Origin of the sequence: Arthrobacter sp. zg-Y750 (assembly GCF_020907365.1) — a bacterium.
Classification (GTDB): domain Bacteria; phylum Actinomycetota; class Actinomycetes; order Actinomycetales; family Micrococcaceae; genus Arthrobacter_B.
In genome coordinates, this window is sequence record NZ_JAJJOC010000003.1 from 30,728 (window position 1) to 57,461 (window position 26,734).

The 26,734-nt window shown below is 66.0% G+C and carries 24 protein-coding genes; 8 read left to right on the forward strand and 16 right to left on the reverse strand.

Annotation, left to right across the window (positions count from 1 at the left end):
• The first annotated feature begins 53 nt into the window (after positions 1–53).
• The gene (locus LOC57_RS01900; RefSeq protein ID WP_227912724.1) at positions 54–695 is read left to right on the forward strand and encodes a hypothetical protein; all 642 of its coding nucleotides are present in this window, start codon (positions 54–56) and stop codon (positions 693–695) included.
• A gap of 200 nt (positions 696–895) precedes the next feature.
• Here LOC57_RS01900 and LOC57_RS01905 read toward each other — a convergent pair whose 3' ends face one another.
• The 8 genes from LOC57_RS01905 to LOC57_RS01940 form a co-directional block, all read right to left on the reverse strand.
• Entirely contained in the window at positions 896–2,086 is a 1,191-nt protein-coding gene (locus LOC57_RS01905; protein ID WP_227912723.1) for a TerC family protein, read from the reverse strand.
• A 143-nt stretch (positions 2,087–2,229) separates the two neighbouring features.
• Entirely contained in the window at positions 2,230–2,856 is a 627-nt protein-coding gene (locus LOC57_RS01910; RefSeq protein ID WP_229957744.1) for a nucleotidyltransferase family protein, read from the reverse strand.
• 82 nt (positions 2,857–2,938) lie between these two features.
• Positions 2,939–3,241 carry a DUF4193 domain-containing protein gene (locus LOC57_RS01915; protein ID WP_227912721.1) on the reverse strand — a complete coding sequence of 101 codons (303 nt, stop codon included), beginning with the start codon at positions 3,239–3,241 and terminating at the stop codon, positions 2,939–2,941.
• A 269-nt stretch (positions 3,242–3,510) separates the two neighbouring features.
• Positions 3,511–3,882: a YtxH domain-containing protein gene (locus LOC57_RS01920; RefSeq protein WP_229957746.1), complete on the reverse strand. Its 372-nt coding sequence runs from the start codon at positions 3,880–3,882 to the stop codon at positions 3,511–3,513.
• A gap of 103 nt (positions 3,883–3,985) precedes the next feature.
• A complete protein-coding gene (locus tag LOC57_RS01925; protein WP_227912719.1) occupies positions 3,986–4,381 on the reverse strand; it encodes a DUF779 domain-containing protein in 396 nt (131 codons plus the stop codon).
• Between the two features lie 137 nt (positions 4,382–4,518).
• A complete protein-coding gene (exaC, locus tag LOC57_RS01930; RefSeq protein ID WP_227912718.1) occupies positions 4,519–6,042 on the reverse strand; it encodes an acetaldehyde dehydrogenase ExaC in 1,524 nt (507 codons plus the stop codon).
• Between the two features lie 138 nt (positions 6,043–6,180).
• On the reverse strand, positions 6,181–7,626 hold the full coding sequence (locus tag LOC57_RS01935) for a transcriptional regulator (RefSeq protein ID WP_229957748.1): 1,446 nt from the start codon (positions 7,624–7,626) through the stop codon (positions 6,181–6,183).
• A 397-nt stretch (positions 7,627–8,023) separates the two neighbouring features.
• A complete protein-coding gene (locus LOC57_RS01940; protein ID WP_229957750.1) occupies positions 8,024–9,445 on the reverse strand; it encodes an FAD-dependent oxidoreductase in 1,422 nt (473 codons plus the stop codon).
• 144 nt (positions 9,446–9,589) lie between these two features.
• Here LOC57_RS01940 and rarD point away from each other — a divergent pair, with 144 nt between their 5' ends.
• Positions 9,590–10,615 carry an EamA family transporter RarD gene (rarD, locus tag LOC57_RS01945; RefSeq protein ID WP_442860700.1) on the forward strand — a complete coding sequence of 342 codons (1,026 nt, stop codon included), beginning with the start codon at positions 9,590–9,592 and terminating at the stop codon, positions 10,613–10,615.
• A 170-nt stretch (positions 10,616–10,785) separates the two neighbouring features.
• On the forward strand, positions 10,786–12,327 hold the full coding sequence (locus tag LOC57_RS01950) for an HNH endonuclease signature motif containing protein (RefSeq protein WP_229957752.1): 1,542 nt from the start codon (positions 10,786–10,788) through the stop codon (positions 12,325–12,327).
• Between the two features lie 126 nt (positions 12,328–12,453).
• On the opposite strand, the gene LOC57_RS01955 is transcribed toward LOC57_RS01950, so the two are convergent.
• The 3 genes from LOC57_RS01955 to LOC57_RS01965 are packed head-to-tail and all read right to left on the reverse strand — an operon-like array spanning position 12,454 to position 16,374.
• Complete coding sequence (locus LOC57_RS01955) at positions 12,454–14,007, reverse strand: APC family permease (RefSeq protein ID WP_229957754.1); 1,554 nt, start codon at positions 14,005–14,007, stop codon at positions 12,454–12,456.
• Positions 14,004–14,900, reverse strand: coding sequence for a universal stress protein (locus LOC57_RS01960; RefSeq protein WP_229957756.1), 897 nt, complete (start codon positions 14,898–14,900; stop codon positions 14,004–14,006). Before LOC57_RS01960 ends, LOC57_RS01955 begins: the two co-directional genes overlap by 4 nt.
• A 13-nt stretch (positions 14,901–14,913) precedes the next feature.
• Positions 14,914–16,374: a flavin monoamine oxidase family protein gene (locus LOC57_RS01965; RefSeq protein ID WP_229957758.1), complete on the reverse strand. Its 1,461-nt coding sequence runs from the start codon at positions 16,372–16,374 to the stop codon at positions 14,914–14,916.
• Positions 16,375–16,768: 394 nt separating this feature from the next.
• Here LOC57_RS01965 and LOC57_RS01970 point away from each other — a divergent pair, with 394 nt between their 5' ends.
• Positions 16,769–17,446 (forward strand): TetR/AcrR family transcriptional regulator, encoded by a 678-nt coding sequence (locus LOC57_RS01970; RefSeq protein ID WP_229957760.1) that lies wholly within the window; start codon positions 16,769–16,771, stop codon positions 17,444–17,446.
• Between the two features lie 4 nt (positions 17,447–17,450).
• On the opposite strand, the gene gabT is transcribed toward LOC57_RS01970, so the two are convergent.
• A complete protein-coding gene (gene gabT / locus LOC57_RS01975) occupies positions 17,451–18,806 on the reverse strand; it encodes a 4-aminobutyrate--2-oxoglutarate transaminase (protein WP_229957762.1) in 1,356 nt (451 codons plus the stop codon).
• A 46-nt stretch (positions 18,807–18,852) separates the two neighbouring features.
• Complete coding sequence (locus LOC57_RS01980; RefSeq protein ID WP_229957764.1) at positions 18,853–20,283, reverse strand: gamma-aminobutyraldehyde dehydrogenase; 1,431 nt, start codon at positions 20,281–20,283, stop codon at positions 18,853–18,855.
• Positions 20,284–20,431: 148 nt separating this feature from the next.
• Between LOC57_RS01980 and LOC57_RS01985 the strand changes: the two genes are divergently transcribed.
• From LOC57_RS01985 to LOC57_RS02000, 4 genes are all read left to right on the forward strand, one after another.
• Positions 20,432–21,841 carry a PucR family transcriptional regulator gene (locus LOC57_RS01985; protein ID WP_229957765.1) on the forward strand — a complete coding sequence of 470 codons (1,410 nt, stop codon included), beginning with the start codon at positions 20,432–20,434 and terminating at the stop codon, positions 21,839–21,841.
• Positions 21,842–21,919: 78 nt separating this feature from the next.
• Positions 21,920–22,549 carry a putative glycolipid-binding domain-containing protein gene (locus LOC57_RS01990; protein ID WP_229957766.1) on the forward strand — a complete coding sequence of 210 codons (630 nt, stop codon included), beginning with the start codon at positions 21,920–21,922 and terminating at the stop codon, positions 22,547–22,549.
• A gap of 75 nt (positions 22,550–22,624) precedes the next feature.
• Positions 22,625–23,053 (forward strand): hypothetical protein, encoded by a 429-nt coding sequence (locus tag LOC57_RS01995; RefSeq protein ID WP_227912706.1) that lies wholly within the window; start codon positions 22,625–22,627, stop codon positions 23,051–23,053.
• 7 nt (positions 23,054–23,060) lie between these two features.
• The gene (locus tag LOC57_RS02000; protein ID WP_227912705.1) at positions 23,061–23,549 is read left to right on the forward strand and encodes an HIT family protein; all 489 of its coding nucleotides are present in this window, start codon (positions 23,061–23,063) and stop codon (positions 23,547–23,549) included.
• A gap of 42 nt (positions 23,550–23,591) precedes the next feature.
• Here LOC57_RS02000 and LOC57_RS02005 read toward each other — a convergent pair whose 3' ends face one another.
• Genes LOC57_RS02005 through LOC57_RS02015 form a run of 3 tightly spaced genes read right to left on the reverse strand, consistent with a single transcriptional unit; the run spans position 23,592 to position 26,714 of the window.
• Entirely contained in the window at positions 23,592–24,716 is a 1,125-nt protein-coding gene (locus tag LOC57_RS02005; RefSeq protein ID WP_229957768.1) for an ArsO family NAD(P)H-dependent flavin-containing monooxygenase, read from the reverse strand.
• Between the two features lie 6 nt (positions 24,717–24,722).
• Positions 24,723–25,145: an arsenate-mycothiol transferase ArsC gene (locus tag LOC57_RS02010; protein WP_229957770.1), complete on the reverse strand. Its 423-nt coding sequence runs from the start codon at positions 25,143–25,145 to the stop codon at positions 24,723–24,725.
• Positions 25,146–26,714, reverse strand: coding sequence for an FAD-dependent oxidoreductase (locus LOC57_RS02015; protein ID WP_229957805.1), 1,569 nt, complete (start codon positions 26,712–26,714; stop codon positions 25,146–25,148).
• Positions 26,715–26,734: the final 20 nt, after the last annotated feature.

Sequence of the window (26,734 nt, forward strand, 5' to 3'; positions counted from 1 at the left end):
GCGGATCCCCGCGCCCCCTCCTGCCGCAGCCGCGGCCGGGCTACCGTATGAGGATGATCGATGCACTGCTCCGGCCGCCGGAGACCCGCGGGGAAGTCATTGCGGACGTGGTGCGTGCGCTGGGCATCCTCAGCGTGGCCGGCGCACTCCTGCTGCTGGGACCGGTGGAAACCGCCCTGTTCCTGCTGGTGCTGCTGGGGCTGCTGGTTGCCCGCAGCCTGGACGTGATTCCGGGATTCGACACGGCGTACGGCCTGGTGCTGCTGCTGGCGGCATGGAGCAGCGTGGCGGACCTGTATGCCCGCATCTCCTGGTGGGACCTGGCCATCCATTGCGCGGCCACGGGTGTTCTTGCCGCCATGTCTTACTTCCTGCTGGTCCAGTTCAACGCGGTCCCGGCCGTACGCCGTCCGCACCGCCCCTCGCGCTCCCTGCCGTTGGTTGTGCCCGTGCTGGTGCTCTCCCTGGGACTGGCGCTGAGTGTCCTATGGGAGATGGGCGAATGGTGGGGCAACGCCTTTGTCGACGGGAGTATCAACGTGGGCTACGGGGACACCATGGGGGACCTGGCCGCGGGCGGGCTTGGCGGACTGGTGTCCGGAGTCTGCCTGGGGATGGCGGTCCGCCGGGCGGGTGGACGGATGGCGGCGGCAGGCAGCATCCCGCGGCTGCACCGCCAGGAAACGGACCGCTAGAACGGACCGTCAGGGAAGGCTGAACCGGACCGGAAGTGCCGCCGGGAAGCCCCCGAGCCTTGCAGAAGCCCCGGAGCCTTGCGGAAACCCCCGAGCCTTGCGGAAGCCCCGGGAAGCCGCACAACAACGCCCGGGCAGCGGTGTCGCTGCCCGGGCGTTGTTGCCGTCCAGGCGGGTTGGGCCGGGACTGGTGCTGTTTCCTAGCGGGAGAGGTAGCGCTCGTGCTCGCTGTGAGCGCGGGCCACGGTTTCGCGGATCTCCCCGATGTCCTTGACCTTGTCGCGGTACTTGAGGTCCATCTTCAGGATGTCCTGCTCTTCGTCGCACAGTGCCTTGTACACCCGCTCGCGCTCGGCCGGATCGGCAGTGTAGGACAGGTCCAGGTAGGCGTCGGCATGGCGGCGGGCGTTGTTGACCGCCGTCATGGCCTTGCCTGCCGGGCTGACCAGGGAACCGATGACGGTGACCACCAGCACGCCGATGATGACGGAAAGGGACAGTGTGGTGGTGATTTCAATGACCGGTACATGCTCGCCGCCGTTGATGAACGGCAGGGTGTTTTCATGCAGGGCGTGCAGGACAAGCTTGACGCCGATGAAGGCCAGGATGGCGGCCAGGCCGTAGGTCAGGTAGATCAGGCGGTCCAGCAGGCCGTCGATCAGGAAGTACAGCTGGCGAAGGCCCATCAGGGAGAACGCGGTGGCGGTGAAGACAATGTAGACGTTCTGGGTCAGGCCGAAGATGGCCGGAATGGAGTCCAGCGCGAAGAGGATGTCGGTACCGCCGATGGCCACCATGACCAGCAGCATGGGCGTCAGGACGCGCTTGCCGTTCTCCATGGTGAACAGCTTGTCGCCGTCGTAGGAGTCCGAGGTGTGGAAGATCTTCCGGGCCAGCCGGATGATGAAGTTGTTGGCTTCGTCGTCGCCCTCGGTGCTTTCGGGCTTGAGCAGGTTTCCGGCGGTGATCAGCAGGATCAGGCCGAAGAGGTAGAAGATCCAGGAGAAGGAATTGATCAGTGCTGCGCCGAGGAAGATGAAGGCGGTGCGGGCAATCAGCGAGAAGACAATGCCGAAGAGCAGGACCTTCTGCTGGTCCTCACGCGGCACCCGGAAACTCGCCATGATGATCAGGAAGACAAACAGGTTGTCCACCGACAGGGCCTTTTCGGTGATGTACCCGGCGAAGTACTCCGTACCCATCTGGCTGCCGCCAAGGACAAACACGATGATGCCGAAGACTATCGCCACGCCCACGTAGATGGAGGACCAGATGGCCGCTTCCTTGAGGGTGGGGATGTGCGCCTTGCGGATGTGGAAGAAGTAATCAAAGGCCAGAAGGGCCAGGATGACCACAATGGTCACTCCCCAGACCATGGGGGAAACAGTCATGAGATGTCTGCTTTCGTAGGGTATGCCAAAGGAGCATAGGTCTCTCCCGCCAACCCTTGCGGGCGGCCGCGGAATCCGGCGGAGCGTCGGTGCTCCACGTGTTGACGGATATCTGCGTTTCGGGATACTCCCCTACGAAGTTTTCAGTCTAACAGGACAAGGTCCGCTTCGCTGTCTACGTCCCGCCCGTCGGCCAGGTCCGAGCAGTCAATTAAGTCCACCAGGTCCGGATGGGCGGCCAGGAAGTGCCGAGCTCCGGTATCGCCTGCATCGCCGTCATCAGCGGCTTCACCGGGTTCAAGGCTTCGGGCCGCCAGCGCCGCATCGAACAGCACCGGATGGCCGCGCCGCAGCCGGTCCGATCCCGGATCACGGTAACCCGCGGCGGTGATCCGGCCTGGCCTCCCGGCGGCCAGGAGCCGGGCGACGACGGCGGCGGTCAGGCCCGGCTGATCCACCAGGGCCACCAGCACCGCCCCCGGACACAGTGCCAGGGCTGCCGCAACGCCGCTGCGGTAGCTGGTACCCATGCCGCGCTGCCAGTCGGGGTTGAGCACCGGGCGGGCGTCCTGCAGTCTGGCCGCGGCCAGGATGTCTCCCCTGCCGGCGCCGAGCACGGCCACCACCGTGGCGCACCCGCCGTCCCGCAGCACCCGCACCTGGTGTTCAATCAGGGGTCGGCCACGGAACGGCAGCATCGCCTTCGGCCCCAGCCCCAAACGGGTGCCGGCACCCGCGGCAAGCAGCACCGCCGTCGTCGTTCCTGTCATTACCCGGCCACCCCCTTTCCAACACGCGGTTAAAGCAGGCAGCCGCCGGACCGGAGGAGGTGCGGCGGCAGGGAGAAGGCGCTTAGCCCTCGCAGTCCTTGCAGTAGGCCAGGCCGTTCTTTTCCACGGCCAGCTGGGAGCGGTGACGGACAAGGAAACAGGAGTTGCACGTGAACTCGTCTTCCTGGGGCGGCACTACCCGCACCAGCAGTTCTTCGCCGGAGAGGTCAGCGCCGGGCAGTTCGAATCCTTCGGCCGCTTCGGCTTCATCGACGTCAACTACGGCAGACTGCTTGTCGGTTCGCCGGGCCTGGAGTTCCTCGATGGAGGAGGTAGTGCCGGCATCTTCCTCAGTCTTGCGCGGTGCGTCGTAATCTGTAGCCATTTTCTCGGCTCACACTCCAAATCCGTTGTTGTGTTCTTTCCGGGCACTCGATACTAGCCGAACATAACGGACGTACCGTTGCGCGCTATTCCCATTTCCGGTTCCGCAGCGCAATTTTCGCTGGCGGCTGACGGTTCCGAGGATCCGCACGCGTCCCACGCCTACCCAACGTGCCCGGCACCCTGCGGGTTCCGGAATACACAAAACGCAACGGACAGGCAGACTTTCGTCCGCCCATCCGTTGCGTTGTGCTGCGTTTGGAGCTGAGCCTAGGCCTCCGGCTGCGGCTCGGCCGGCGACATCTTGTGCTCGCCGCCGTTGGTGAAGGAACCGTTGGCTCCGGCCGCAGAGGACCCTGCTGCGGAGCCGGTGCTGCTGCTTCCGGTGCTGCTGGAGCTGCTGCCGGCAGTGGATCCGGACCCGCTCGAGGAGCCCTTGACCTTGGAAGCAGCGTCCTTAGCGGCGCCCGTGACCTTGTCCTGCAGGCCCGGGGCCTTCTCCTTGGCCCAGTCGGTACCGTGGGACACGGTGTCCTGAACCTTGGGATCGTTCCAGAGCTTCATCAGCTTCTCGCGGCCGCCCTTGGAGCCGGCCAGGTAGCCTGCACCCAAGCCGGCCAGGAATACAAACTTCTTAACCATGGTCTTCCTCTTCTCCCGCCCTCACTGGGCCTCGATAAGTACCGTCCATCTGCACCCTACCGTGCAAAACGGCAGGTTCAACAGCCAGCTTACTATTTGCCGGCTAGCTGAACAGACGGGACCGGATGAGGAACCGTTTACCTTCGGGGGCCTCCACGGAGAATCCGCTGCCGCGCCCGGACACCACATCCACGGTCAGGTGGGTGTGTTTCCAGTATTCGAACTGTTCCCGCGACATCCAGAACTCCAGTTCGTCCCCGTCCAGATCGAAGACTCCCAGCAGCACGTCAGCGTCCCCGGTAAGGAACTCCCCTTTCGGGTAACACATGGGCGAGGAGCCGTCGCAGCAGCCGCCGGACTGGTGGAACATCAGCGGACCGTGCTGTTGCCGGAGGACGCGCAGCAGTTCCTGCGCTGACGGGGTGAGCGCCACCCGGGAGAAATCTTCCCCGGGCAGCGCCGCCGCCGCGTCCAGAGTGGAGACAGGTGCGGTATCCATCAGTACCCGATCACCACCCGGCCATCGACACTGCCTGCACCCAGTTGGTTCACTACTGCTGCTTGCATGCTGGCCATTCAATCCTCAATCCGATCGGAGGTAGGGCGTAACCCAGCGTAGGCGGGCCCGGCAGGTTCCTAGAAGAAGCCCTGCTTGTTTTCGGCGTAGCTGACCAGCAGGTTTTTGGTCTGCTGGTAGTGGTCCAGCATCATGGCGTGGTTTTCGCGCCCAATGCCGGAGGACTTGTAGCCGCCGAAGGCCGCGTGGGCGGGATAGGCGTGGTAGTTGTTTACCCAGACCCGGCCGGCCTGGATATCCCGGCCCGCCCGGTAGGCAGTATTCCCGTCCCGGGACCACACACCGGCACCCAGGCCGTACAGCGTGTCGTTGGCGATGGCCAGCGCTTCCCCGTAGTCGGAGAAACGGGTCACCGACACCACCGGGCCGAAGATCTCCTCCTGGAAGATCCGCATGCTGTTGCTGCCCTCGAAGACCGTGGGCTCAACGTAGAAACCGTCGGCCAGGTCGCCGTCGAGGATCCGCCGGGAGCCGCCAGCCAGGACCTTCGCGCCCTCCTGCCGGCCGATGTCCAGGTAGGAGAGGATCTTCTCCAACTGGTCATTGGAGGCCTGCGCGCCGACCATGGTGTTGGTGTCCAGCGGGTTGCCCTGCACCATCTGGGCAGTGCGGGCCAGGGCGTCGGCCATGAAGGAGTCGTACATGGAGTCCTGGACCAGCGCCCGCGAGGGGCAGGTGCAGACCTCGCCCTGGTTCAGGGCGAACATGTTGAAGCCCTCCAGCGCCTTGTCGTAGAAAGCATCATCGGCTGCCGCGACGTCGGAGAAGAAAATGTTCGGGCTCTTGCCGCCCAGTTCCAAGGTGACCGGAATGAGGTTCTGGCTGGCGTACTGCATGATCAGCCGGCCGGTGGTGGTCTCGCCCGTGAAGGCGATTTTGCGGATCCGGTTCGAGGAAGCCAGCGGCTTGCCCGCTTCCACGCCGAAACCGTTGACCACGTTCAGCACGCCTGCCGGCAGCAGGTCCGCAATAAGTTCCATCAGCACCATGATCGACGCCGGGGTCTGTTCCGCGGGCTTGAGAACGACGGCGTTGCCGGCGGCAAGCGCCGGCGCCAGCTTCCAGGTGGCCATCAGGATGGGGAAATTCCAGGGGATGATCTGGCCCACCACACCGAGGGGCTCATGGAAATGGTAAGCGGTGGTGTTGTCGTCGATCTGCGAGATCGAACCTTCCTGGGCCCGGATGGCGCCGGCAAAGTAGCGGAAGTGGTCCACCGCCAGCGGCAGGTCCGCCGCCAGGGTTTCCCGGACGGGCTTCCCGTTGTCCCAGGTTTCGGCCACGGCCAGCATTTCCAGGTTGGCTTCGATCCGGTCAGCAATCCGGTTCAGGACCAGCGCGCGCTCGGCCACCGCAGTCTTGCCCCATGCCCCAGCGGCCTTGTGCGCCGCATCCAGGGCCAGATCGATGTCCTCCGAGGTTCCCCGAGCCACTTCGCAGAACGGCTTGCCGGTGACCGGTGAAATATTTTCGAAGTACTGGCCTTTGACCGGGGCCACCCATTCCCCGCCGATCCAGTTCTCGTAGCGCGGTTTGAAGGTGACTTTGGCGCCTTCGGTGCCTGGCTGGGCATAAACACTCATCGTTGAGCTCCCTCTTCCGTGCGGTCAACCGTTGGACGGCGGCCGCGTGCTGGTCACAGGGGCGTAGCGGGCCGCCTGCGGATATTTTGAGGGTAGGCAGCACAACGTTGCATGTACGTTGCATAGGCGCGCTTCCAGTTACGTTCGGGCCTGGTATTGCCGGGCTGCTGACGAGCCTGCGGATCTCCCCCATGACCGGACCCCAAGCGGGCCCGGCCGGGGAACGCCCCGTTCACGGTTTAGTCCCGGCTCACGGTTCAGCCCCAGTTCACGGTCCAGCCCCAGTTCACGGTCCAGGCGCTCCAAGCGGGCGACGACGGCGGCCCTCCGCGGAGAGTCCGGCGGCAGCAGGCGCAGCAGAACAGCCCAGCCCTCGACGTCGTCCTCCGCTTCCTCCAGCTTGAGGTACTGGGCAAGGAGGTCCGGAGATGCGTCCGAAAGCATGGTTTCCCGCAGGACCGACGACACTTCGGCCCGGAGGCCGGACACAGCCGGAGCTTCGGAGCGCGGCAGCACCGGACCGGCATAAATGTTCAGCGCCAGGCGGTGGGCACCGTGTTCGAGGTAGCTGAGTACCTGCCGGGCATCTACCACCAGCTCCCGGGGCAGGCGGTAGGGCCGGGACTGGGGCACGAGCCCCTGCGGACCGTCCGCGAACCGCGCCAGCATGGCGCGCAGGCGCAGCATCTCGGCCCGGACCGTGGCTGGCGCTGCGGTCTCCGGATACGCCATGGCGGCCAACTCGTCGGCGGTGAGCCCCTGCGGGTTCAGCGCGAGCAGGGTCAGCAGTTCTGCGTGCCGGCCGCTGAGCTGCAGTGACGCTCCGCCCACGTTCAGGAGGGCATGGTCGCGGCCCAGGATCTGCAGGCTGTCACGGTACAACCCAGCGCGGACCGTTTCGAGCCGGCGCAGCCGCCGCCCGCTGCGGCTGCGCTCACGGGCTTCCAGCCGCTCAATCCGCAGGTGCGACTGGGCCGCGTCCACAGCGGCCTCAATCAGGGACAGGGTGTGCGGTGCTACGGCGGCCACGCCCCCGGTAATATCCACGACGCCGATTACCGTCCCCGAGTCCGGGTCCCGGACCGGAACGGCAGTGCAGTTAAAGGAATGGACCCTGCGGTTGAAGTGCTCGGCCCCGGCAATCTGGATGCCCGTTCCGCCGGCTAGTGCCGCGCCCGGGGCGCTGGTACCAATGGACGGCTCGGACCAGTCGGTGCCCGGCATGAAGTACATGCCCTCCGCGCGGCGGCGCAGGTCCTCGTCCCCCTCCACCCACAGCAGGCGGCCGTGCTGGTCCCCCACCGCCACCAGGAGCCCGCTGTCCGCTGCAGGCTGCACCAAGAGCCGCTGGATTACGGGCATCACCACGTGCAGCGGGTGAACCTTCCGGTACTCCCGCAGTTCGTCCGGTTCAAAGGCCAGGACAGGAGTGTCGACATCGGGGTTGCGGGAATAGCCGAGCGAACGCTGCCATGACTCGCGGACTGGCTCGCGCAGGAGGCTGGGTACCGGGCGGCCCGGGCTCAGCTGCTCGTGGGCGTGCAGGGCGGACTCCTGCCCGGTGACGCCAGCCGAAGTATCCACCGCTCCGCCTATCCACTCTGATTGGGAGAACCGCCGCAGGAAACCCGCGGGCCGGATGGTGGCAAGAGTACCTTCTGGGCCCGGCGGGCTCCACTGGTTTCCACCGCGTAACTTATTCCTGTGCTCCGGCCGGTCGCCGTGGGTCCAACGTCGCCGTGGGCGGGCGGGGCCGGCGTCGTCGTCGCCGGCGGGCGGGGCCGGGCCGGCGTCGTCGCCGTGGGTCGGGCGGGGATGCGGGGCCGTCGCCGGCGTCGTCGTCGCCGTCGGGAGCCGGCGGGTTGGCCGGCGTCGCCGTCGTCGTCGTCTGGCAGTGCACAGGGACGCGCATAGACAAAGGAGGGCCGCAGTCCGGCTGGACTGCGGCCCTCCTTTGCGGCCGGCTGGGCCGGCGATTCGCTTATTCGCCGCGGGAGATGCGGGTCATTTCCTCGCGGTCAACCACCTTGACGCGCTCGCGGACGAGTTCGGCAGCAGTCGAATCCGGGTGGATGTAGGAGGCGCCGAGGCTGCGCTCGTAGGCATCCAGCTTCAGCCAGCCCTCCCAGGTGGTGTACTTGACGCCCCGTTCCTCCAGCAGCTCGATGATGGAGGAGGGATCCGGGTGCGAGGCGGCGGGAAGGTTCAGCCGGTCCTCGAGCAGGAAGCCGATGGTCTCCAGCGCATCACCCTTGGTATGCCCGATCAGGCCCACCGGGCCGCGCTTGATCCAACCCGTGGTGTAGATGCCCGGGACGGGGGTGCCGTCTTCGTTGATGACGCGGCCGCCCTCGTTCGGGATCACGCCGCGGCGCTCGTCGTAGCCCACCTCGGGCAGCTCGGAGCCAAAGTAGCCGATGGCCCGGTAGACGGCCTGGACGGGGTAGTCGACAATCTCGCCGGTGCCGCGTACGTTGCCGGTTCCGTCCAGTTCCGTACGTTCGAACTTCATGCCCGTAACCTTGCCCGGGTTCGCGGCGTCGTCGTAAATCTCCACGGGGCTGTGCAGGAAGTGCAGGTGCAGGCGGCGGGAGGCGCCGGTGTCCTGCTCCTCCACCAACCAGTTGGTCAGGGTGTTGACCATGGTTTTGGTCTGGTTGTTCGTGCGGATCTGCTCATCAGAGCCCTCGTCGAATTCAAAGTCCTCGGGGTAGAGCACAATGTCGACGTCGCGTGAGTGCGAAAGCTCGCGCAGTTCCAGGGGCGTGAACTTCACCTGCGCCGGGCCGCGGCGTCCGAAGATGTGCACATCCGTCACCGGGGACTTCTTCAGGCCCTCGTAGACGTTCGCCGGGATCTCCGTGGTGAGCAGGTCATCGGCGTGCTTGGAAAGGATGCGCGCGACGTCGAGGGCTACGTTGCCGTTGCCAATCACGGCAACTTCCTTCGCGTCCAGCGGCCATTCACGCGGAACGTCCGGGTGCCCGTCATACCAGGAGACGAAGTCGGCTCCGCCGAAGGAGCCTTCCAGCTCGACGCCGGGCACGTTCAGGGGTGCGTCCTTGATGGCGCCGGTGGCGAAGATGATGGCGTCATAGAAGTGCCGGAAGTCCGTCAGCGTCAGGTCGCGTCCGTAGTTGACGTTGCCGAGGAAGCGGATGTCGCCGCGGTCCAGCACCTTGTGCAGGGCGTTGACGATGCCCTTGATCCGCGGGTGGTCGGGTGCCACCCCGTAGCGGATCAGGCCGTAAGGGGCGGGGTACTGGTCGAAAAGGTCAATGCTGACCTCAAAGTCCCGCTCGGCCTTGGTAAGGATGTCGGCGGCGTAAACACCGGCGGGGCCTGCACCGATAATGGCGACCCTCAAGGGACGCTGGGGGCTCTCCGCGGCTGGGTTAGTCACTGATAGTCCTTCTTCTCTTCGAAAGATCCGTAGGTGCGCAATTAACACACAGTTATTTATTCTAAATGCCGGGTTCCCCGCCGTCTAAACGGTTGCCCAAAGGCAGGCGGGAATAGGATCCGGGACTGGTGTGTTGATGCCCACGTGCCTTTCTCCAAGCCTGTCCCCGCCCTCCGCGGCGTGCGTAACGCCGAGCCCGACGCCGCACCCGCCCGCACTAACGTTTCTGCCGGTTCCTCAGGTTCTGCCGGGACTGGCCGCGAGAATCTTCCCGGCATCCTGTTTGGTGTTGCCGCCTATGGCCTCTGGGGGCTGCTTCCCCTGTACTTCATGGTGCTCAAGCCCGCCGGAGCGGTGGAGATCGTGGCCAACCGCGTGGTGTGGTCACTGGTGTTCTGCGCCATCCTGCTGACCGTGATGCGGGCATGGAAGCCCATGCTCGCCGCCGGCCGCAACCCGCGCATCGTGGGCACCCTGGGTGGAGCTGCCCTGCTGATTGCCGTGAATTGGCTGACCTATTCCTGGGCCGTCCTGAATGAACACGCCGTTGAAGCGGCACTGGGCTACTTCATCAACCCGCTGGTTTCGGTACTGCTGGGTGTCCTGGTGCTCAAGGAAAAGCTCCGCCCTCTGCAGTGGGCGGCCATGGGCGTGGGCTTCATTGCCGTCCTGGTGCTTGCCTTGGCCTACGGAAACATGCCTTGGATCGCCCTGGCCCTGGCGTTCAGCTTCGGGTTCTACGGACTGGTCAAGAAAGGCATCGGCTCCCGGGTCGACGCCGTTTCCAGCCTCACCATTGAAACCGCCGTGCTGACCCCGATTGCCGCCGCCGTCATGGTCTGGCTCGGGGTATCCGGCGCCGCCACGCTGACCACCAACGGGCCGGCTCATATGTGGCTGCTGATCGCTTCCGGCGTCATCACCGCCGTCCCCCTGATCTTCTTCGGCGCCGCTGCCCGCCGGCTGCCGCTTTCCACCGTAGGACTGCTGCAGTATCTGGCCCCCACGCTGCAGTTCATCCTCGCGCTAACCGTATTTAAGGAAGCCATGCCGCCGGAGCGGTGGGCCGGCTTCGGGCTGGTGTGGCTGGCACTCGTGATGCTGACCGTCGACATGATCGGCGGACCCCGGCGCAACCGCAAGCTGCGGGCTGCGGCGGCTGCCGCGTAGGAAGGCTGTCTGGGCGGGCTCCGAAGACAGGCCGCGTGCAGGACCACAGGTCCGCCCGGACGGCGACTAATCCTCCACAGGGGGGGCGTTCCGTTCCGGGGCAGGGAACTTCGTTCCCAAAGCCAGAGGACCGTGGTGTGTGCTGTGCCGCTTTAGGAGAGGCTGGTTCCATGACGGCGGAACCGGTAGAGGAGGCGGTGCGAGTGGCGCACTCCTCCACGGTGCACGGGACGGAGCTGGTTTCTGACGCCGAGGCGCTGCTCGAGGCGGCTCGCGGGCTGAGCGAGTCAATGGCCAATGACTGGAAGCTTGTGGACCTCGAGGAGGCCGTCGAAGCTGCTTCCGTCATTGAAGACCTGTCACGCATCACGCAGTACCTGCAGGTCGTCGTGGCCGGCACGGTCGACCGGCACCGTCCGGCCGACACCTATGGTGTCTCTTCGGACGAGCAAGCCGCGAGCGGAAAAGGCACCAACACTAGACGCCGCTTCCGCGAATTCCGCAGTACCGCCGATTTCCTTCGGGCCCGGCTGCGGATCTCGCGGGCCGAAGCGAAGCGCCGGCTGGGTCTCGCCGCTGCGATTCTGCCCACGAACACTCTCACGGGCCGTTCCCTACCACCTTCCTTTCCAAGAGTCGCCGAGTCATCTGCCGATGGTGTCCTGTCTGCAGCAGGTGTCGAACTCATCGTTCAGTCCCTGGAAGAGGCGCAACCACGGTTGCAGCCGGATCTGCTCGATTCCATGGAGAAGCAGTTAGTCGAGGTCGGGGCCCAGCAGGATCATGACTTTCTGCTCCGCACTGCACGGCATTGGCTCGCTCTCATCGACCAGGAAACCCCGCCCGGGGAGGAAGAACTCGCACGGTTCCAAGGGATTTTCGCTGGCCGTCGAAGGAACGGACTAAACCATCTGCACGTCTACTGCACGGACGAACAGCATGAGGCCCTCACAACCGCGATGAACGGCGGCGCGAACCCCCGCGTCGCTGCCCGCGAAGTTCCTTCGGCCGGCATTACGCCGTCGGATACTTCCTCGCGGCCGCCGGAACCAAGCCGCCCTCAGCAACTGCTGGAAGGACTTTTGGGGGCAATCCGAGCTGGCCTCGCTACCGGCGGGGTGCCCGCTTCAGGCGGTCTGCGCCCGCAGGTGATGGTGACTATCAGCCATGACGCACTGGTGGCAGGACTAGCTACCCGTTCCGAGGAAGGCATCCCTCCGTCCGATGGCACCTGCAAATCCTTCCCAATCCCTGGAGCAGCAGCCTTCTCCGGCCCAATCCGCGCAGAAGAGGTACGCAGGCTTGCTTGCGATGCCGATCTGATCCCCGCAGTGTTGGGGTCGGCGGGCCAGGTGCTGGACTTAGGCAGAGCGACACGGTTGTTCCCTCCGCACCTGCGCAAAGCCCTGCATGCGCGCGACCGCGGCTGTACGTTCCCGGGGTGTACTGTCCCCGGGCCTTGGACGGAGGCACACCACGTCACCTTCTGGGAGCGCGGCGGGGGTACCAGTATCCATAACGGAGCATTGCTGTGCTCGTTCCACCACCACCTGATTCATCAGGGGAACTGGCAGGTGTCGATGCAATCCGGCATTCCCTGGTTTCGGCCTCCGGCCTATGTGGATCCGGACCGGGAGCAGCTGAGGAACACCTACTTCCACCCGGAGGCAGGTTCCCAACCCGGTTCGGTAAATAAACTCCGGGTTCGGTGAATAGACCCCGGGTTCGGTGCAGAAACCCCGGGTTCGGTGCATAAACTTCGGTGAATAAACACAGGAACGCCGCAACCGGGGGGAGTTGCGACGTTCCTGCGGACTGTGGGAGTTCCAGAGGAACTTTTACGCAAGTTCCGCCGGAACCGGTTCAGCGACTCCCTTTCGCAGTGTTTCACCGCGGAAGAACCCCGGATTGGCCTTGTACATGATGAGCATCAGCACCGCTCCGAGAAGGATTACGCCCATGCCCAGGACGAATACCAGCCCAATCCCGGCCACGGAGGACCCGGAGCCGTAGGAGGGGTCCATGGAGTCACTCGCGGTCTTGAAAAACATGACGAACAGGATCACTCCTCCCAGCAGCGGGGACAGGAATTTCAGCAGGAAGCTGCGCACCGAGCTGAAGGCCTCGGCGCGGAAGAACCAGACGCAGGCGAGCGCCGTGATGCCGTAGTAGAAGCAAATCATCAGGCCCAGGGCGGTGATGGTGTCCCATAGTGCGTTCTCGGAGACCACCCGCGTGAAGGCATAGAACCCTGCTGCTGCCAGCGCGGCCACCACGGTGGCATACCCCGGAGACTTGTGCGCCGGGCTGATCCTGGCGAACTTGCCGGGAAGCGCCCGGTAGTGCCCCATCGCGAGCAGCGTCCGGGCCGGTGAGACGAAGGTGGACTGCAGCGACGCAGCGGAGCTGCTGAGGATGGACAGGGACATCAATATGGCAAACGGCCCCATGACCGGACCAGCCAGGACGGCAAAGATGCTCTCTTGGTTGTCCGGATTGCCGGCCCCGAGTTCCCCCTCCCCCACCCCGGCGAAGGCAAGGGTTGCCAGGGCAACCATCATGTAGATCAGGACAATCACGAACACAGTCACGGTGGCTGCCCGCCCCGGGGTTTTGTCCGGGTTGCGGGTCTCCTCGTTCATGGTCAGCGTCACGTCCCAGCCCCAGTACACAAAGATGGACAGCGATACTCCGGCAGCGAATGCGGAAAAGGACTCCACGGCGAAGGGGTTGAACCAGTCGGCGGTGATGGCGGTGGCATCAAAGGCCGTTCCGTTAGCCACGTGGATGAACGCCGCCACGGAGAACCATCCCAGAACCAGCAACTGGAAACCCACCAGCACGTATTGGAAGGCCTTGGTGGTTTCGATCCCCCGGTAGGAGATCCAGCAGGCACCGGCAATAAACAGGCAGGTGGTGAGGATGTTCAGCGGCAGGTTGGTGGTCAGGTCCGCCAGGGAGTCGTTCCCCGTGACCTGTGCGACCAGCAGATAGAAGAAGTCCACCGCCACGGCCGCCAGGTTAGACAGCACAATGATCGTTGCTGCGATCAGACCCCAGCCGCCCATCCAGCCCACCCATGGCCCGAACGCCCGGGTGGCCCAGGTGAAGGACGTGCCTGAGTCCGGCATCGCGTTGTTTAATTCGCGGTAGCCCAAGGCCACCAGGATCATGGGGATGAACCCGACCAGGAAGATCGCAGGGAGCTGGACACCCACCTCGGACACCGTGGGGCCCAGGCCGGCGGTGAGCGTGTAGGCGGGGGCTATGCAAGAGATGCCGATGACGACGGCGCCCAGCAGGCCCACGGAGCCGGATTTCAAGCCCTTGCGGCTCAGGCCATTTCCGCCTTCGTCTCCGCGGGCGGGCACTACTGCACTGCTGGAGCTCATTGGATCTCCTCTGTTGTGTGTTGTGGACCGCCGGCAGGATGAGCCCCGTCGTTGCGGGGGATAACCACCATGGGTACGGGAAGGCTGCGAAGTACCTTGCTGGCCGTAGTGCCCAGGAACAGCCGGTGGTTCTGGGCCAGCCGGCTGGAGCCGATAAGCATGATTTCGCCCTTGTCGAAATCCAGTTCGTCAATAGCGTTTTCTATGGTCCTCCCGTGGGCTACCACTGCGCTGACGGGACAGCGGCCGCCCGCGAGCGCTTCCGCTTTGGCCTGGGCGGCCTTGGCATGGCGGGACGCTTCCGCCATGGCTTCGTCTTTCCCGGCCGGCGCGTCCAGCGCCACCAGTGACACCAGCCGCAGCGGCAGCGAACTGCGTGCGGCTGCCTCCACCGCGGCGTCGAGCACGTCCTGCGCGCCGGGACGGCTGCCGATGCCGCAGGTGATCCGGGTCAGCGGCGCAGTGCGGCTGTACCCCTTCGGGGCCAACGCGACCGGTACGGAGGAAGCATGGAGGAGGGCATTCGCGACGCTGCCGACAGTGAAGCGCTGGAAGATGCTGTTGCCGGCGGCACCCACCACTATGAGTCCGGCATCGAGATCCTCCGCAGCGTCCATGAGGCCCTGAGCGTCAGAGTCAGCCCGCCGGATCTCTGCATCGGCGTGGACATCCGCAGGCACCAAACCCAGGGCCTCGGTGCGCCAGGCCTCCAGCTGCTCGTCGAGCAGGTCGGTGTAGCCGCGTTCCGGGGGATAGACGGCGGTGTAGGGCGAGGGTTCAGGAGCAACCAGAACCAGGTCCAGTCCGGCGTGCTGGGTTCGGGCCAGCACACCCGCGAGGTTCAGCGCATCCCGGCCCTGTTCATTGGCCGTGTATCCGACGACGTAGCGCACAGTGGTGCCCCTTTCAGCCTTGACCGTCTACGGCCAGGATTTTGTGTGCCGTTCCCTGGCCCATTCGCACCGCGCCGTCTACGTGCTGGTAGCCCTCGGCTGCGAGGTCGGAGCAGGACCAGTAGATGGGGCCCACCGGGGTGAGCTGGTCCTTCCCGTAGCGGTGAAGGCCGCCCAAGTCGTAGCTGGCCGCGTAGGCGCCCCGTGTCCATTCCTCCGAGCCCCAGTCGGACTCGTAGTAGACCTCCGGCTCCAGTGCCTCCTCGCCCAGGAACGCGGCGATGGAGGAAAGAATCGCCCGGCGGCGGTCCTGGGCTGACAGTTCAAACATTCGGTCCGCCTTTTCATCGGAAACAAAACCGACGAGGGTGCCGCGCGGGTCCTGGTGGTTGGTGTTGTCGTAGACCTCCTGCACCAGTTCGCCCGCTCCGAAGCAGGTGCCGGAGAGCCCTTTGTCCCGCCAGAACGGAGTGCGGTATACGGCGTGGACCTTGATGACCAGGCCCAGGGACTGGTGCTGGTGCATCTGGTGCTGCCGGCGCGGCAACGGCGGTTTAAAGGAGACCCGGGAATAGAGGTTCGGTGGCACGGCCATCACGGCATACCGGGCGTGGACGGTGACAGATTCGGCAACTGCTGTCACAGCCGTCGTGCGAATCGGGTCCGTAATCGCCGTCGTGCCCGTTTCGCCGTCCTGCATTGTGCCAGTTCCGCCCTCGTGCGTGCCCCCGGCCGTGCCGCTGCTTTCACCGGGCCAGCGCATGAAACGCACCGGGTTGGACAGGAACACGTCCCCGGCCAGGTCCTCTGCCATCCGTTCGGATACCTGCTGCATACCTCCGGCGACGCGGCGGTCCAGGATGAAGTCCTCATCCACCAGGTTCGAGAAGGAACCGGCGGACGCTGCCATGAGTACTGCCTGCAGAGCGGAGAAAGCGTGGGCCGGTTTCGTCAGCATTCCCCCCGCTACGAACAACCCGATGTTGTTGCAGGCCTCTTCATCCGCGGACTGCGCCCGCAGCCAGTGGTGGAAGGAAACGGTGTCGAGTTCCCGTGCTCTGGGATGATTCCACGGTGCGGCGGGGTCGGTTTCCGCGGCCAGCGCATCCAGGATCTCGATCAGGCGAAGCATTTCCTTTTCGGTCTGCTCTCCCACCGGAAACATATCCCCGGTGTAGGTGCGCCGGGTTCCGTCCGCCGAAATGTAGACCGATTCGCCCTCGCGGTAGCGTTCAAAGGTTCCCAGGCCCAGCTCTTCCACCAGCGCGGACAGGGCGGTTTGGTCCGGGGAAATCCACTGGCCGCCGATTTCGAGCATCGCCCCGTCGATGGTGTCCGTCCAAGTCCGGCCGCCCACACGGTCACGCGCCTCAAGGACTGCCACACTGAGCCCGCCGGCCTTCAGGGCCCGGGCAGCGGACAGTCCGGACGGTCCGGCCCCAATGATCACAACGTCGCGTTCCAGCGTTTGCACAGATTCCTTTCCCTGCGGCCGGGAGCGGCCGCGTACCGCCGCGTGCAGCAACGGATGCGGAGCTGCACGGGTGCGGTAAATGAATGGTGTTCATTTATTGAGTGGAACTGTAGCGTCCGTCACACGGAAGGGGAAGGGGTTGTGTGAATATTAAGGGTCAGGGGTTTGCGGCTCAGCCGGTCGTCTGGCAGGCAGCGCAGCTAGTCCGGCAGGCAGGCAGCGCAGCCAGTCTGGCAAGCAGGCAGACAGCGCAGCTAGTCCGGCAGACAGCGCAGCTAGTCCGGCAGGCAGGCAGGCAGGCAGGCAGGCAGGCACAGTTGCATGCGGCATGGCAGTGCACGGCAAGAACATTGCACGGCACTGCACTTCTTGGGGAAGGACGGAACGGGAGCGGATGACAGGGCAGGTACCCGCACGGCGCGGAGCGGGACGTCCCGCCAACCGCGTGCTGACGCCCGGGAAAATTACAGCCGCGGCCTTGGCCGTCATCCGCGCCAAGGGCTATGACGGGCTGACAATGTCTGCCCTGGCCCGGCGCCTGAGTGTGGCTCCCTCGGCCCTGTACAACCATGTGGAATCCAAGGCTGAAGTCCTGCAGTGGATCCAGGACTACGTAATGTCGGGGGTGGACACATCCTGCTTCAGCGAGCTTCCCTGGGAGGAGGCGGTCCGGACCTGGGCACGTTCCTACCGCGATGTGTTCGCCCGGCACACACCGCTGATTCCGGTGATCGCCGTCCTGCAGGTCCGCGGCGCGCCCCGGACCCTGGCAATGTACGAAGTTGTCACCGAGGGTTTCCTCCGCGCGGGCTGGCCGCAGGAACACATCGTGCCCGCCATTGTGGCACTTGAGTCCTTTATCTACGGCTCGGCGTACGACGCCGTGGCGCCGCAGGACATCTTTGACACCGGTGCCCTCGCTCCGGACAGTCCGCTGTTCACGTCCGCGGTGCAGGAGCAGTTGGGCCGGAAAGAAGGCCGTGCCGCCGATACGGCGTTCGACGCCGGGCTGGATGCCCTGGTGACAGGGCTCAGCCGGCAGGCCGGTGTGGCCTGCCGGCAAGACCGCTAAAGGGTCAACCTTGCGCGCGGACCGCTGCCTCCAGTACATCGAGGCCGTCAAGCAGCAGTTCGTCGCCGATGGTCAGCGGCGGCAGCAACCGGATGACGTTGCCGTAGGTACCGCAGGTCAGCACAATGACGCCCTCGCGCAGGCAGGCCGCAGCCACCGCTTTGGCGGCAGCGGCGTCGGGCTCCATGGTCCCCGGGATGACGAGCTCCACGGCAAGCATGGCCCCGCGGCCGCGCACGTCTCCGACCGCGCCGGACTCCGCGGCCAGCGCCCGCAGCCGGGGCAGCACCAGCTCCTCGATGTGCTTCGCCCGGCCGGCAAGGTCCTGGGCCACCATGGTGTCCATGGCGGCCAGCGCGGCGGCGCAGGCCACCGGATTGCCGCCGTACGTCCCGCCGAGGCCGCCGGGATGCACGGCGTCGAGCAGCTCCGCGCGGCCGGTCACGGCGGATAGCGGCATGCCGCCGGCAATGCCCTTGGCCATGGTGATCAGATCCGGAACCACGCCCTCGTGCTGGACGGCGAACCACTCACCCGTCCGGCAGAAACCGGACTGCACCTCGTCGGCAATAAAGACCACGCCGTTGGCACGCGCCCACTCTGCCAGCCGGGGCAGGAAGCCTTCCGCCGGGACGATGAACCCGCCCTCGCCCTGGATCGGTTCAATCAGCAGGGCGGCGAGCTGGTCGGCGCCGATTTGCTTCTCGATGGCGAGGATCGCCCGGTCCGCGGCTTCGACGCCGGTGATGGCAGGGTTTTCCTCCCGGTACGGGTAGCTCATCGGCATCCGGTAAATTTCCGGGGCGAACGGACCGAAACCGGTTTTGTACGGCATGGCCTTCGCGGTCAGCCCCATGGTGAGGTTGGTGCGCCCGTGGTAGGCATGGTCGAAGGCCACTACGGCGTTGCGTCCGGTGGCGGACCGGGCAATCTTCACCGCGTTCTCCACCGCTTCGGCACCCGAGTTGAACAGCACGGTGCGCTTTTCGAAGTCCCCAGGCGTCACTTCGGCCAGCCGTTCGGCTACGGCTACGTAGCCCTCGTACGGGGTGACCATAAAGCAGGTGTGCGTGAAGTGCGCGGCCTGCGCCTGCACGGCAGCGACGACGGCGGGATCGGACGCACCGACGCTGGTCACGGCAATGCCGGAACCGAGGTCGGTGAAGGCGTTGCCGTCCACGTCCAGGATGATCCCGCCGTCGGCGTCGGCTGCGTACACGGGGACGCTGGAGGCGACCCCCTTGGCCACCACTGCGGCACGGCGTGCCTCCAGGGCAGCGGACTTCGGGCCCGGGAAGGAACCGCTGATCCGGCGTTTCTGTTCCAGCCGGTAGCTGGGGGCGGTGACGGAAGTGCTCATGATGCTGCCTTTCAAAAATGTGCCGTAGGGGTTGGAGACGCGGGACTCAGGCGTCCAAGGCGGTCATCACGTGCTTGATCCGGGTGTAATCCTCCACCCCGTACATGGACAGGTCCTTGCCGTAGCCGGAGCTCTTGAAGCCGCCGTGCGGCATTTCGGCGGTGAGCAGGATGTGGGTGTTGATCCAGACCGCACCGAAGTCAAGGTCCCGGGACAGGCGCATGGCCCGGCCGTGGTTGGTGGTCCAGACGCTGGAGGCGAGCGCATATTCGACACCGTTGGCCATTTCCACGGCCTCGTCTTCGCTGCCGAACCGCTGCACGGTGATGACCGGGCCGAAGGTTTCCTTCTGCACAATGTCATCGTCCTGGCGGGCACCGCTGATGACAGTGGGCTCGAAGAAGAACCCCTTCGCCCCGGCCCGGCGTCCGCCGGTTTCCACCTTGCAGTGCGCCGGAAGCGCATCAATGACCGCGTTCACGGCGTTGAAGTGGTTGATGTTGTTCAGCGGCCCGAAGTAGTTGTCTTCGTCGTTGTCGCTGCCGGTTTTCAACCCGCGGGCCGCTGCCACCAGCTTCTCCACCAGGGCGTCATGGGCGGAATCTTCCACGAGCACGCGGGTGATGGCTGTGCAGTCCTGCCCGGCGTTGAAGAAGGCGAACTCGGCCACTGCCTGCGCGGTGCGGTCCAGGTCGGCGTCGGCGAAGACCACGGCCGGTGCCTTGCCGCCCAGTTCAAGGTGCGCGCGTTTCAGGCCCTTTGCCGCACCGGAGGCCACGGCAATGCCGGCCCGCACCGAGCCGGTGATGGAAACCAGGCCGGGTACGGGGTGCTCGACCATCAGGGCGCCCGTTTCCCCGGTGCCCAGGACCACATTCAGCACCCCGGCAGGGAAGATGTCCTGCACCAGCCGGGCCAGGACCAGCGTGGATTCCGGCGTGGTGTCGGAGGGCTTGAGCACCACGGTGTTTCCGGCAGCCAGAGCGGGGCCGATCTTCCAGACGGCCATCAGCAGCGGATAGTTCCACGGGGCCACCTGTGCGACGACGCCGATGGGTTCACGCCGGACAAAGGAGGTGTGCCCCTCGAGGTATTCCCCGGCGGACTTGCCCTCCAGCAGCCGGGCGGCACCGGCGAAGAACCGGAGCTGGTCCGCCCCCACGGCCACTTCCTCCGCGGCAATCAGCGAGCGGACCTGCCCGGTGTTGCGGTGCTGGGCTTCCACCAGCTCCTCGGAATTGGCTTCCAGGGCGTCGGCCAGGCGCAGCAGCAGGAGCTGGCGCTCGCTGGGCGTGGTGCGCTTCCAGGTCCGGAACGCAGTTGCGGCGGCATTCATGGCGGCATCGACGTCGGCCTCCACCGACACCGGCGACACAGCCACCACCTCGCCGTTGGCGGGGTTCACGATGTCCAGCACCTCCGTTCCGCGGGAGGAGACGAATTCGCCGTTGATGAAGTTCTGCAGTATCTGCGCCATGCCGGGGTCCTTTCGGAAACGGGCCGGGCGTGCACCCGGGATACCCCAAACGTACTGTGCGGTCCGGATCACATCCAGAGCCATCCGCACAGACAGACTCCGGAGTAACGGTGCAGTTGCCCAACGGCTTCGCTCCTATAGTGGAGCCATGTCGATCACTCTTCCGGATCTGCTGGCCGCCGGCGGACTGAACCTCACCCGCCACGGTTCCGCACCGTTGTCGGACCGGCCCATCCAATGGGTGGCGGTGACCGAACTCGAGGACCCCTCCCCGTTCCTTGGCGGAGGCGAAGTAGTGCTAACCACCGGACTGCGGCACAGCAGCGTGGCTGCCCAGCGGCGTTTTGTGCAGAGCGTGGATAAGGCCGGCGCCCTGGGCATCGGCTTCGGTACGGGGCTGAGCCACGGCACGGTGCCCGGTCCGTTGCTGGCGGAAGCGGACCGCAGAGACCTGCCCGTTTTCGAAGTGCCTTACGACACCCCCTTTATGGCGTTGGGGAAGCTGGTGGCCGATTCGCTTTCGGCCGAGCATGTGACCCACCTGCACCAACTGCTTTCCGCACACCAGGTGCTGGCCGAAGCGCTGCTCAGCGGCAAAGGGCTTCCCCGGCTGCTCACCGAGCTGTCCCGCCTGGTGGCGGCCGAGGTGGCCCTGTTCCAATACGGAGCACCGGTCTTTGCCACCGCGCAGCCGGACTCGTCCTGGCGTCGGATACCCGTTGCCACCGGGATGCGCGACCGCTGTACCCTGGCCATCGCGGAACCCTTTGTGCAGCCCGACGTCGTGGCCTACGCCTCCAGCCTGATTGGCGTGGAACTTAGCAACCAAGCAGCACGCCGGGCCAGCAGCCGAAAGGTCACCGGGCAGCTCCTGGGCGACGTAGTGGAGGGGAGACTGGCCGGGGCGGACGCCGCCGTCCGGCTCCGGTCCGCCGGCATCGACACGTCGCAGAGGCTGTTGATCCTGCTGGTGGAGGCCGCCTCGGGACAGGTCCGCGGCCTGCCGGCCCTGCCGCTGCCGGCAATGTTCGACGGCGCCCCCACCGGCGTGTACGGCAAGCGCCTGGCAGTGGTGGTTCCGGCTTCTGACGGGCCCAGGCTGGCCGAGGCGCTCAGCTCCTTCCTTTTTGGCGCCGGACTCACGGCCAAGGTGGGAGTGGGAGGCGCGTACACGGAACCGGGAGGACTGCGCTGGAGCTACTACGAGGCCCGCGAGGCGCTGCAGCGCGGCGCGGCCGTCAACGAACCGGAGCGCCTCAGCCTCACGTCCCTGCTGATGGCAGGCCGGGATGTTCCGCTGGCCGATCTGGCCGCGGAAGCACTGGGCCCGCTGGAAGCCTTCGACAACCGGCACGGAGCCCAGCTGCTCCCTACCCTGGACACCTATCTGGCCCTCAACGGATCCGTGGCCGCTGTAGCCGCGGATCTGAACCTGCACCGCAACACTGTGCGCTACCGGCTGGCACAGATCGCGGAACTCACCGGCTACGACCCGGCCGTCACTGCCGACCGCGTCCACCTCTTCCTGGCCCTGAGCGTCCGGCGGCTGGGCGGCTGAAGCTGGCCCGCTGATTCCAGGCAACCGGGTCGGCAGCCTGATTCCGGGCAGGTAGGCCCGCACGGTTAACCTGTAGGGATGACCTTAACCGCGCAGGCCAGGACTATCCGCTGGCAGGGACTGGATGATCCGGAGCGCACGGACACAGCTGTGGTGTCCTTCCGGGAGCGGGAACTTGCTGCCGCCGGGACCTCGGTGACCCCCGGGTACACGGTTACCTGGACGCTCTCCACCATCCCGGGCTGGGTGACCCGGCATCTGTCGGTCCGTGTGAAGGGCAACGGCTGGGCCCGGACGCTGCTGCTCGAACGCAGCACCGAGGGCCGGTGGACAGCGGAAACCACGGCCTCCGGCAACACCGGCCTGCCCGCTCCGGGGCTGGAGGATCCGCGCAGCTTGGACGAGGCCCAGGACGCCGATCTGGGACTGTGCCCGCTGACCAACACCATGCCCATCCTCCGCCTGGACCTGCTGAACGGGTCCGCTCCCCCGGATGAAACGCAGCTGACCATGGCGTGGGTGGAGATCCCCAGTCTGCGGGTGCTGCCCAGCCGGCAGGTCTATTCGCAGGTGAGGCCCTATTCACCGGAGTCCGGGCGCGCCGTCGTGCTCTACAGTTCCGATACCGGCGGGTTCACCGCCGAACTCGAGGTGGACGCGGACGGCGCAGTGCTCAACTACCCGGGCCTGGCGGCCCGCCTGTCCTAGCGCGGTGGTGCACGGCCGCCGCCGCGTCCCCGCTAGGATTGGAATACATCCACTCACCGCACGCTTGGAGACCACATGAGTGAAATTTTCCTTGATCGATTCCGCGCCCTGGTCCCCAAGTACCTGGAGGACAACTGGCGTGAAGAGGACGGCATCCCCGAGCACGAACTCGATGCCATGCTCGCCGCCCATGATTTCAACATCCCGCTGGTGCTGCGCGAGTTCTACCTCGCCGTGGGCGGGTGCGAGGACCTCATGGAGGCATTCCACTTCTTCTGGGATCCGGATGAGCTGGAAATCGAAGACGGGTACCTGCTGTTCCTCGAAGACGAGGATGAGAAGTTCGTCTGGGGCATCCGCGAGGACCAGCTGGACGTTCCCGATCCCATTGTGTGGCGCCGCAACAACGCCCGCGGGGACTGGCAGAGCGAAGAAGGCACCCTGAGCGAATATGTCCTGGACATGTTCGAGTGGATTTTCGAAGAGGACGAAGACGAGGACTGAGGCTTTAATGAAGGAACTGTCGAGCGAAACCGCCTGGACCAGCCACGCACCGGAGGGCTATGAATGCCCGTTCTGCGACATGGCCTCCGGGGAGTTCCGGTTTCCCGGCAACCTCTGCGAGCCCGGGGACCTCGTCTACTCGGATGATCTGGTGCTGGCCTTCATCGCCTCCCACGGTTTCGACCCGGAGCCCGGCCATGTCCTGGTCACTCCCCGCGCCCATTACGAGCTGCTGTATGAACTGCCCGACGACGTCGCGGCCCGGATCATGTTGGTGACCCGCGACATGGCGGTCGCCATCAAGAAGGCCTGGCACCCGGACGGCGTCACCACCCGGCAGCACAACGAGCCCGCCGGCAGCCAGCACGTGTGGCACTACCACCAGCATGTGCTGCCGCGTTGGACCAATGACGGGCTGTATTTCACCCCAAAGCGGCCCATCGTGCCGCCGGCCGTCCGTGCCCGGAAAGCCGCGGAGCTGCGCGCCGTCCTGTAGGGAAGGCTGTCCTAGTAGGGGCGCCGGCTTTTGGGGGCCGTCCTACCTGCCCGAAATCTTCGCCACAGTGTCCCGTGCCGTCGCGCCGACGCCGATGAGCGTGGCTGAGGCAGATCCGGTCCAATCCCCGTATCCCAGGAAGAACAGATCGGGGCCGTCGACTGAGCGGGTGCGCAGCCGGGCATCCGTAGCCGGAACACCGTTGCGGATAGCCAGGCCGAGGGGCCTCAGGTGCTGCAGGTCCGGCCGGAAGCCGGTGCACCAAATAACCGCATCAGCGCGGAGCTTCTCCCCGTCCTCCCATTGCACCCCCTCCGGGACAAAGCGGAAGAACATCGGCCGGGCCTTCAGCAGGCCGGCGTCGCGGGCTTTCCGCACCGCGGGAACGGCAACAATGTCACCTATGTCGGCGATACCGGCTGGTGCAGGCTCTCCCGCCGCGAGGGCTTTGCTGCGGCGTGTGGCGATAGAGAACAATGCCCGGCCGTCGACGTCGTCGGGCAGGTAGCGCGGCGGATGCCGCGTCACCCAAGTCACCGACGACGTTGGGGCGAGATCCGCGGCGATCTGCGCCCCCGAGTTGCCGCCGCCCACCACCACTACGTTTTGTTCGGCGAAAGGCTCCGGTCCCCGGTAGCCGGCGGTGTGCAGCTGCCGGCCGGTGAACTGCTCGCTGCCGGGCACCGCAGGGATGTACGGGGTAGCCCAGCTGCCGGTGGCGTTGATGATCGCCCGGCTGGCCCACTGCCCGTGGTCGGTGTCAGTGAGGTAGCCGCCGTCAGTGAGGTAGGCGCCGCCGTCGATCCTCCGCACAGCGTCGACCCGGACGGGCCGGTACACCGGCAGGTCATAGCGGGCCTCGTAAGTGCGCAGATACTGCGCAACATGCTCCGCCGAGGGGTTGCCTTCACCCGTCCAGGCGGGCATCTGGTAGCCGGGCAGGGAGCTGTAGGCAGCCGGGGAGAACAGTTCCAGGCTCTTCCAGTAGTGCTGCCAGGCACCGCCGGGCTGTCGGTTGGCGTCGAGGATGGCGAAGGTGGGCGCTGGCCCGGACCGGCCGGTGGCCTCGTCCCGCCGCAGGCGGTTCAGGTAGTAGCCTGCAGCGAGACCGGCCTGGCCTCCCCCGATCACCAGGACATCGACATCCCGGGACTGGTTTTCAGTCATAGGGGCTCAGTCGCCCTCGGCACCGGTGAGGTCGCGGTGCAGCTGACGGACCCTGCGCTGGATGTCGTCGCGGACCAGGCGCATCCTGTCCATTCCTTCGATGCCGCGTTCGGAGGGTTCGTCGGTGTCCCAGTTCTCGTATCGGGTGCCGGCCGGGACGGTCACGGCTGCTTCGCGGCCAAGGGTCACGACGACGTCGGCCGCCCGCAGCGCCTCGTCCGTCACGGCCTTCGGGGTCTCGGCGCTGATGTCGATACCGAGTTCGGCCAGCGATTCCGCTGACTGGGCATTCAGTGCCGTACCGGGTTTGGTCCCGGCCGAGCGCACGTCCACGGTTTCACCGGAAAGGTCCTTCATCAGCCCTGCCGCCATCTGCGACTTGCCTGCGTTTTTCACGCAGATGAACAAGACGCTCGGTGTACCCGGCATTCAGTCCCCCTGTTCCGCGGAGCGGCCATGCTTCAGTCCGGTGGGAATACCCAGGAACGCCGGTTCGGGTGTGCTGCAGCAGGAGGATGCCGCCGGTGCGGTTTCCTCTGCTGCCGCAATGCCGGCATCCGTCCCGCAGCACGACGCCGAGGAAGACGCCGCGGGGGCCGCGGAGACAGGTTCCGGTGCCCCGCAGCAGGACGACTCCGCTTCCGTGGCCGGCACAGGCTCCGGCGCGGCTCCGCAGCAGGAAACGGACACGACTGAACCCGCAACGGCCGGTGCATCACAGCTTGACGCTGTGTCGCAGCTGCCGCCGAGATCGGTGGAGCAGACTCCGGTTTCGGGCAGGACCAGCTGCACGTCGTCGGCAGCCTGCTGGTCTCCTGCCAACGCCGCCGCAATGGAGCGGACCTGCTCGTAGCCGGTGGCCATCAGGAATGTGGGTGCCCGGCCGTAGGACTTCATGCCCGCAACGTAGAAATCCTTCTCCGGGTGGGACAGCAACTGGGCGCCGTGCGGTGCCACGGTGCCGCAGCTGTGGAACTCGGGATCGATCAGCGGCCCGAGCCCCCGCGGGGCCTCAACCGACGGGTCCAGGTCCAGCCGGATTTCGCGCAGCATCTCCAGATCCGGGCGGAAACCGGTGGCCGGAACCAGCAGGTCCACGTCAAGCTGCTTCCCGCCGTACGGCGTAGTGCCAACTACCGACAAGGTGTCTGAGGTTTTGAAGCCGGTGATGGTGAAGGCCGTGTGCAGCTCGATTCGTCCGTCCGCCACGAGGGTACGCAGCCGGCTGCCGAGCGCCCCGCGGGCGGGCAGGCCGTCCAGGTCGCCGCCGCCGTAGACATTGGCAGCGGAGGCGCTGCGGATGGCCCAGCTGATCCGGGTTCCCGGTTCCTGCTCGGCCAGTTCCCCCAGTGCCAGCAGGGTATTCGCAGCCGAGTGGCCGGCGCCCACCACCAGGACATGCTTTCCGGCGAACCGGGAACGGTCGCGGCCAACTACGTCGGGCAGCGGGCGGGTGATCAGCCCTGCCGCGACGGCGTCCGCTTCCCCGACAGCCGGCAGTCCGGCCTGACCCAGCGGGTTCGGCGTTTGCCAGGTGCCGGAGGCATCAATGACGGCGCGGGCCCGGTAGTCGGTAACGGTTCCCTCGGCATCTTCGACCCGGAGAAGGAACGGGCTGTCCTCCCGGCCACCGGTGCGCGTTTTGTCCAGGCCTTCGCGGCTCACAGCCACAACCCGGGTGGAGGTGTGCAGCGAAGCGGCAATCCCGGGGACAGCAGCAAGCGGCCGCAGGTACTGCTCCTCCAGTTCGGCACCCGTGGGCAAGGCCTCGGCATCCGGCTCCTGCCACCCGGTACCGGCGAGCAGACGGCGGGCGGCGGCGTCGACGTCGTACCGCCACGGCGAGAACAGCCGGATGTGCGCCCAGGACGCAACCGCAGCCGCAGGCGTTGCACCGGCCTCGAAGATGACCGGCGTCAGTCCGCGCTCAATCAGGTGCGCGGCAGCTGCAAGGCCCACGGGGCCTGCACCGATCACGGCGACGGGAAGTTCGGACATCTCAGTGTTGTCAGTGTTCT

Coding starts and splice junctions, on each gene's coding strand:
- LOC57_RS01905 (WP_227912723.1), bottom strand. CDS start 2,086: ATGACTGTTTCCCCCATGGTCTGGGGAGTGACCATTGTGGTCATCCTG.
- LOC57_RS01995 (WP_227912706.1), top strand. CDS start 22,625: ATGAGTGAAATTTTCCTTGATCGATTCCGCGCCCTGGTCCCCAAGTAC.
- LOC57_RS01900 (WP_227912724.1), top strand. CDS start 54: ATGATCGATGCACTGCTCCGGCCGCCGGAGACCCGCGGGGAAGTCATT.
- LOC57_RS01910 (WP_229957744.1), bottom strand. CDS start 2,856: ATGACAGGAACGACGACGGCGGTGCTGCTTGCCGCGGGTGCCGGCACC.
- gabT (WP_229957762.1), bottom strand. CDS start 18,806: ATGAGCACTTCCGTCACCGCCCCCAGCTACCGGCTGGAACAGAAACGC.
- LOC57_RS01980 (WP_229957764.1), bottom strand. CDS start 20,283: ATGGCGCAGATACTGCAGAACTTCATCAACGGCGAATTCGTCTCCTCC.
- LOC57_RS02000 (WP_227912705.1), top strand. CDS start 23,061: ATGAAGGAACTGTCGAGCGAAACCGCCTGGACCAGCCACGCACCGGAG.
- LOC57_RS01925 (WP_227912719.1), bottom strand. CDS start 4,381: ATGGATACCGCACCTGTCTCCACTCTGGACGCGGCGGCGGCGCTGCCC.
- LOC57_RS01950 (WP_229957752.1), top strand. CDS start 10,786: ATGACGGCGGAACCGGTAGAGGAGGCGGTGCGAGTGGCGCACTCCTCC.
- LOC57_RS02005 (WP_229957768.1), bottom strand. CDS start 24,716: ATGACTGAAAACCAGTCCCGGGATGTCGATGTCCTGGTGATCGGGGGA.
- LOC57_RS01955 (WP_229957754.1), bottom strand. CDS start 14,007: ATGAGCTCCAGCAGTGCAGTAGTGCCCGCCCGCGGAGACGAAGGCGGA.
- LOC57_RS02015 (WP_229957805.1), bottom strand. CDS start 26,714: ATGTCCGAACTTCCCGTCGCCGTGATCGGTGCAGGCCCCGTGGGCCTT.
- LOC57_RS01985 (WP_229957765.1), top strand. CDS start 20,432: ATGTCGATCACTCTTCCGGATCTGCTGGCCGCCGGCGGACTGAACCTC.
- LOC57_RS01915 (WP_227912721.1), bottom strand. CDS start 3,241: ATGGCTACAGATTACGACGCACCGCGCAAGACTGAGGAAGATGCCGGC.
- LOC57_RS01920 (WP_229957746.1), bottom strand. CDS start 3,882: ATGGTTAAGAAGTTTGTATTCCTGGCCGGCTTGGGTGCAGGCTACCTG.
- LOC57_RS01990 (WP_229957766.1), top strand. CDS start 21,920: ATGACCTTAACCGCGCAGGCCAGGACTATCCGCTGGCAGGGACTGGAT.
- LOC57_RS01970 (WP_229957760.1), top strand. CDS start 16,769: ATGACAGGGCAGGTACCCGCACGGCGCGGAGCGGGACGTCCCGCCAAC.
- exaC (WP_227912718.1), bottom strand. CDS start 6,042: ATGAGTGTTTATGCCCAGCCAGGCACCGAAGGCGCCAAAGTCACCTTC.
- LOC57_RS02010 (WP_229957770.1), bottom strand. CDS start 25,145: ATGCCGGGTACACCGAGCGTCTTGTTCATCTGCGTGAAAAACGCAGGC.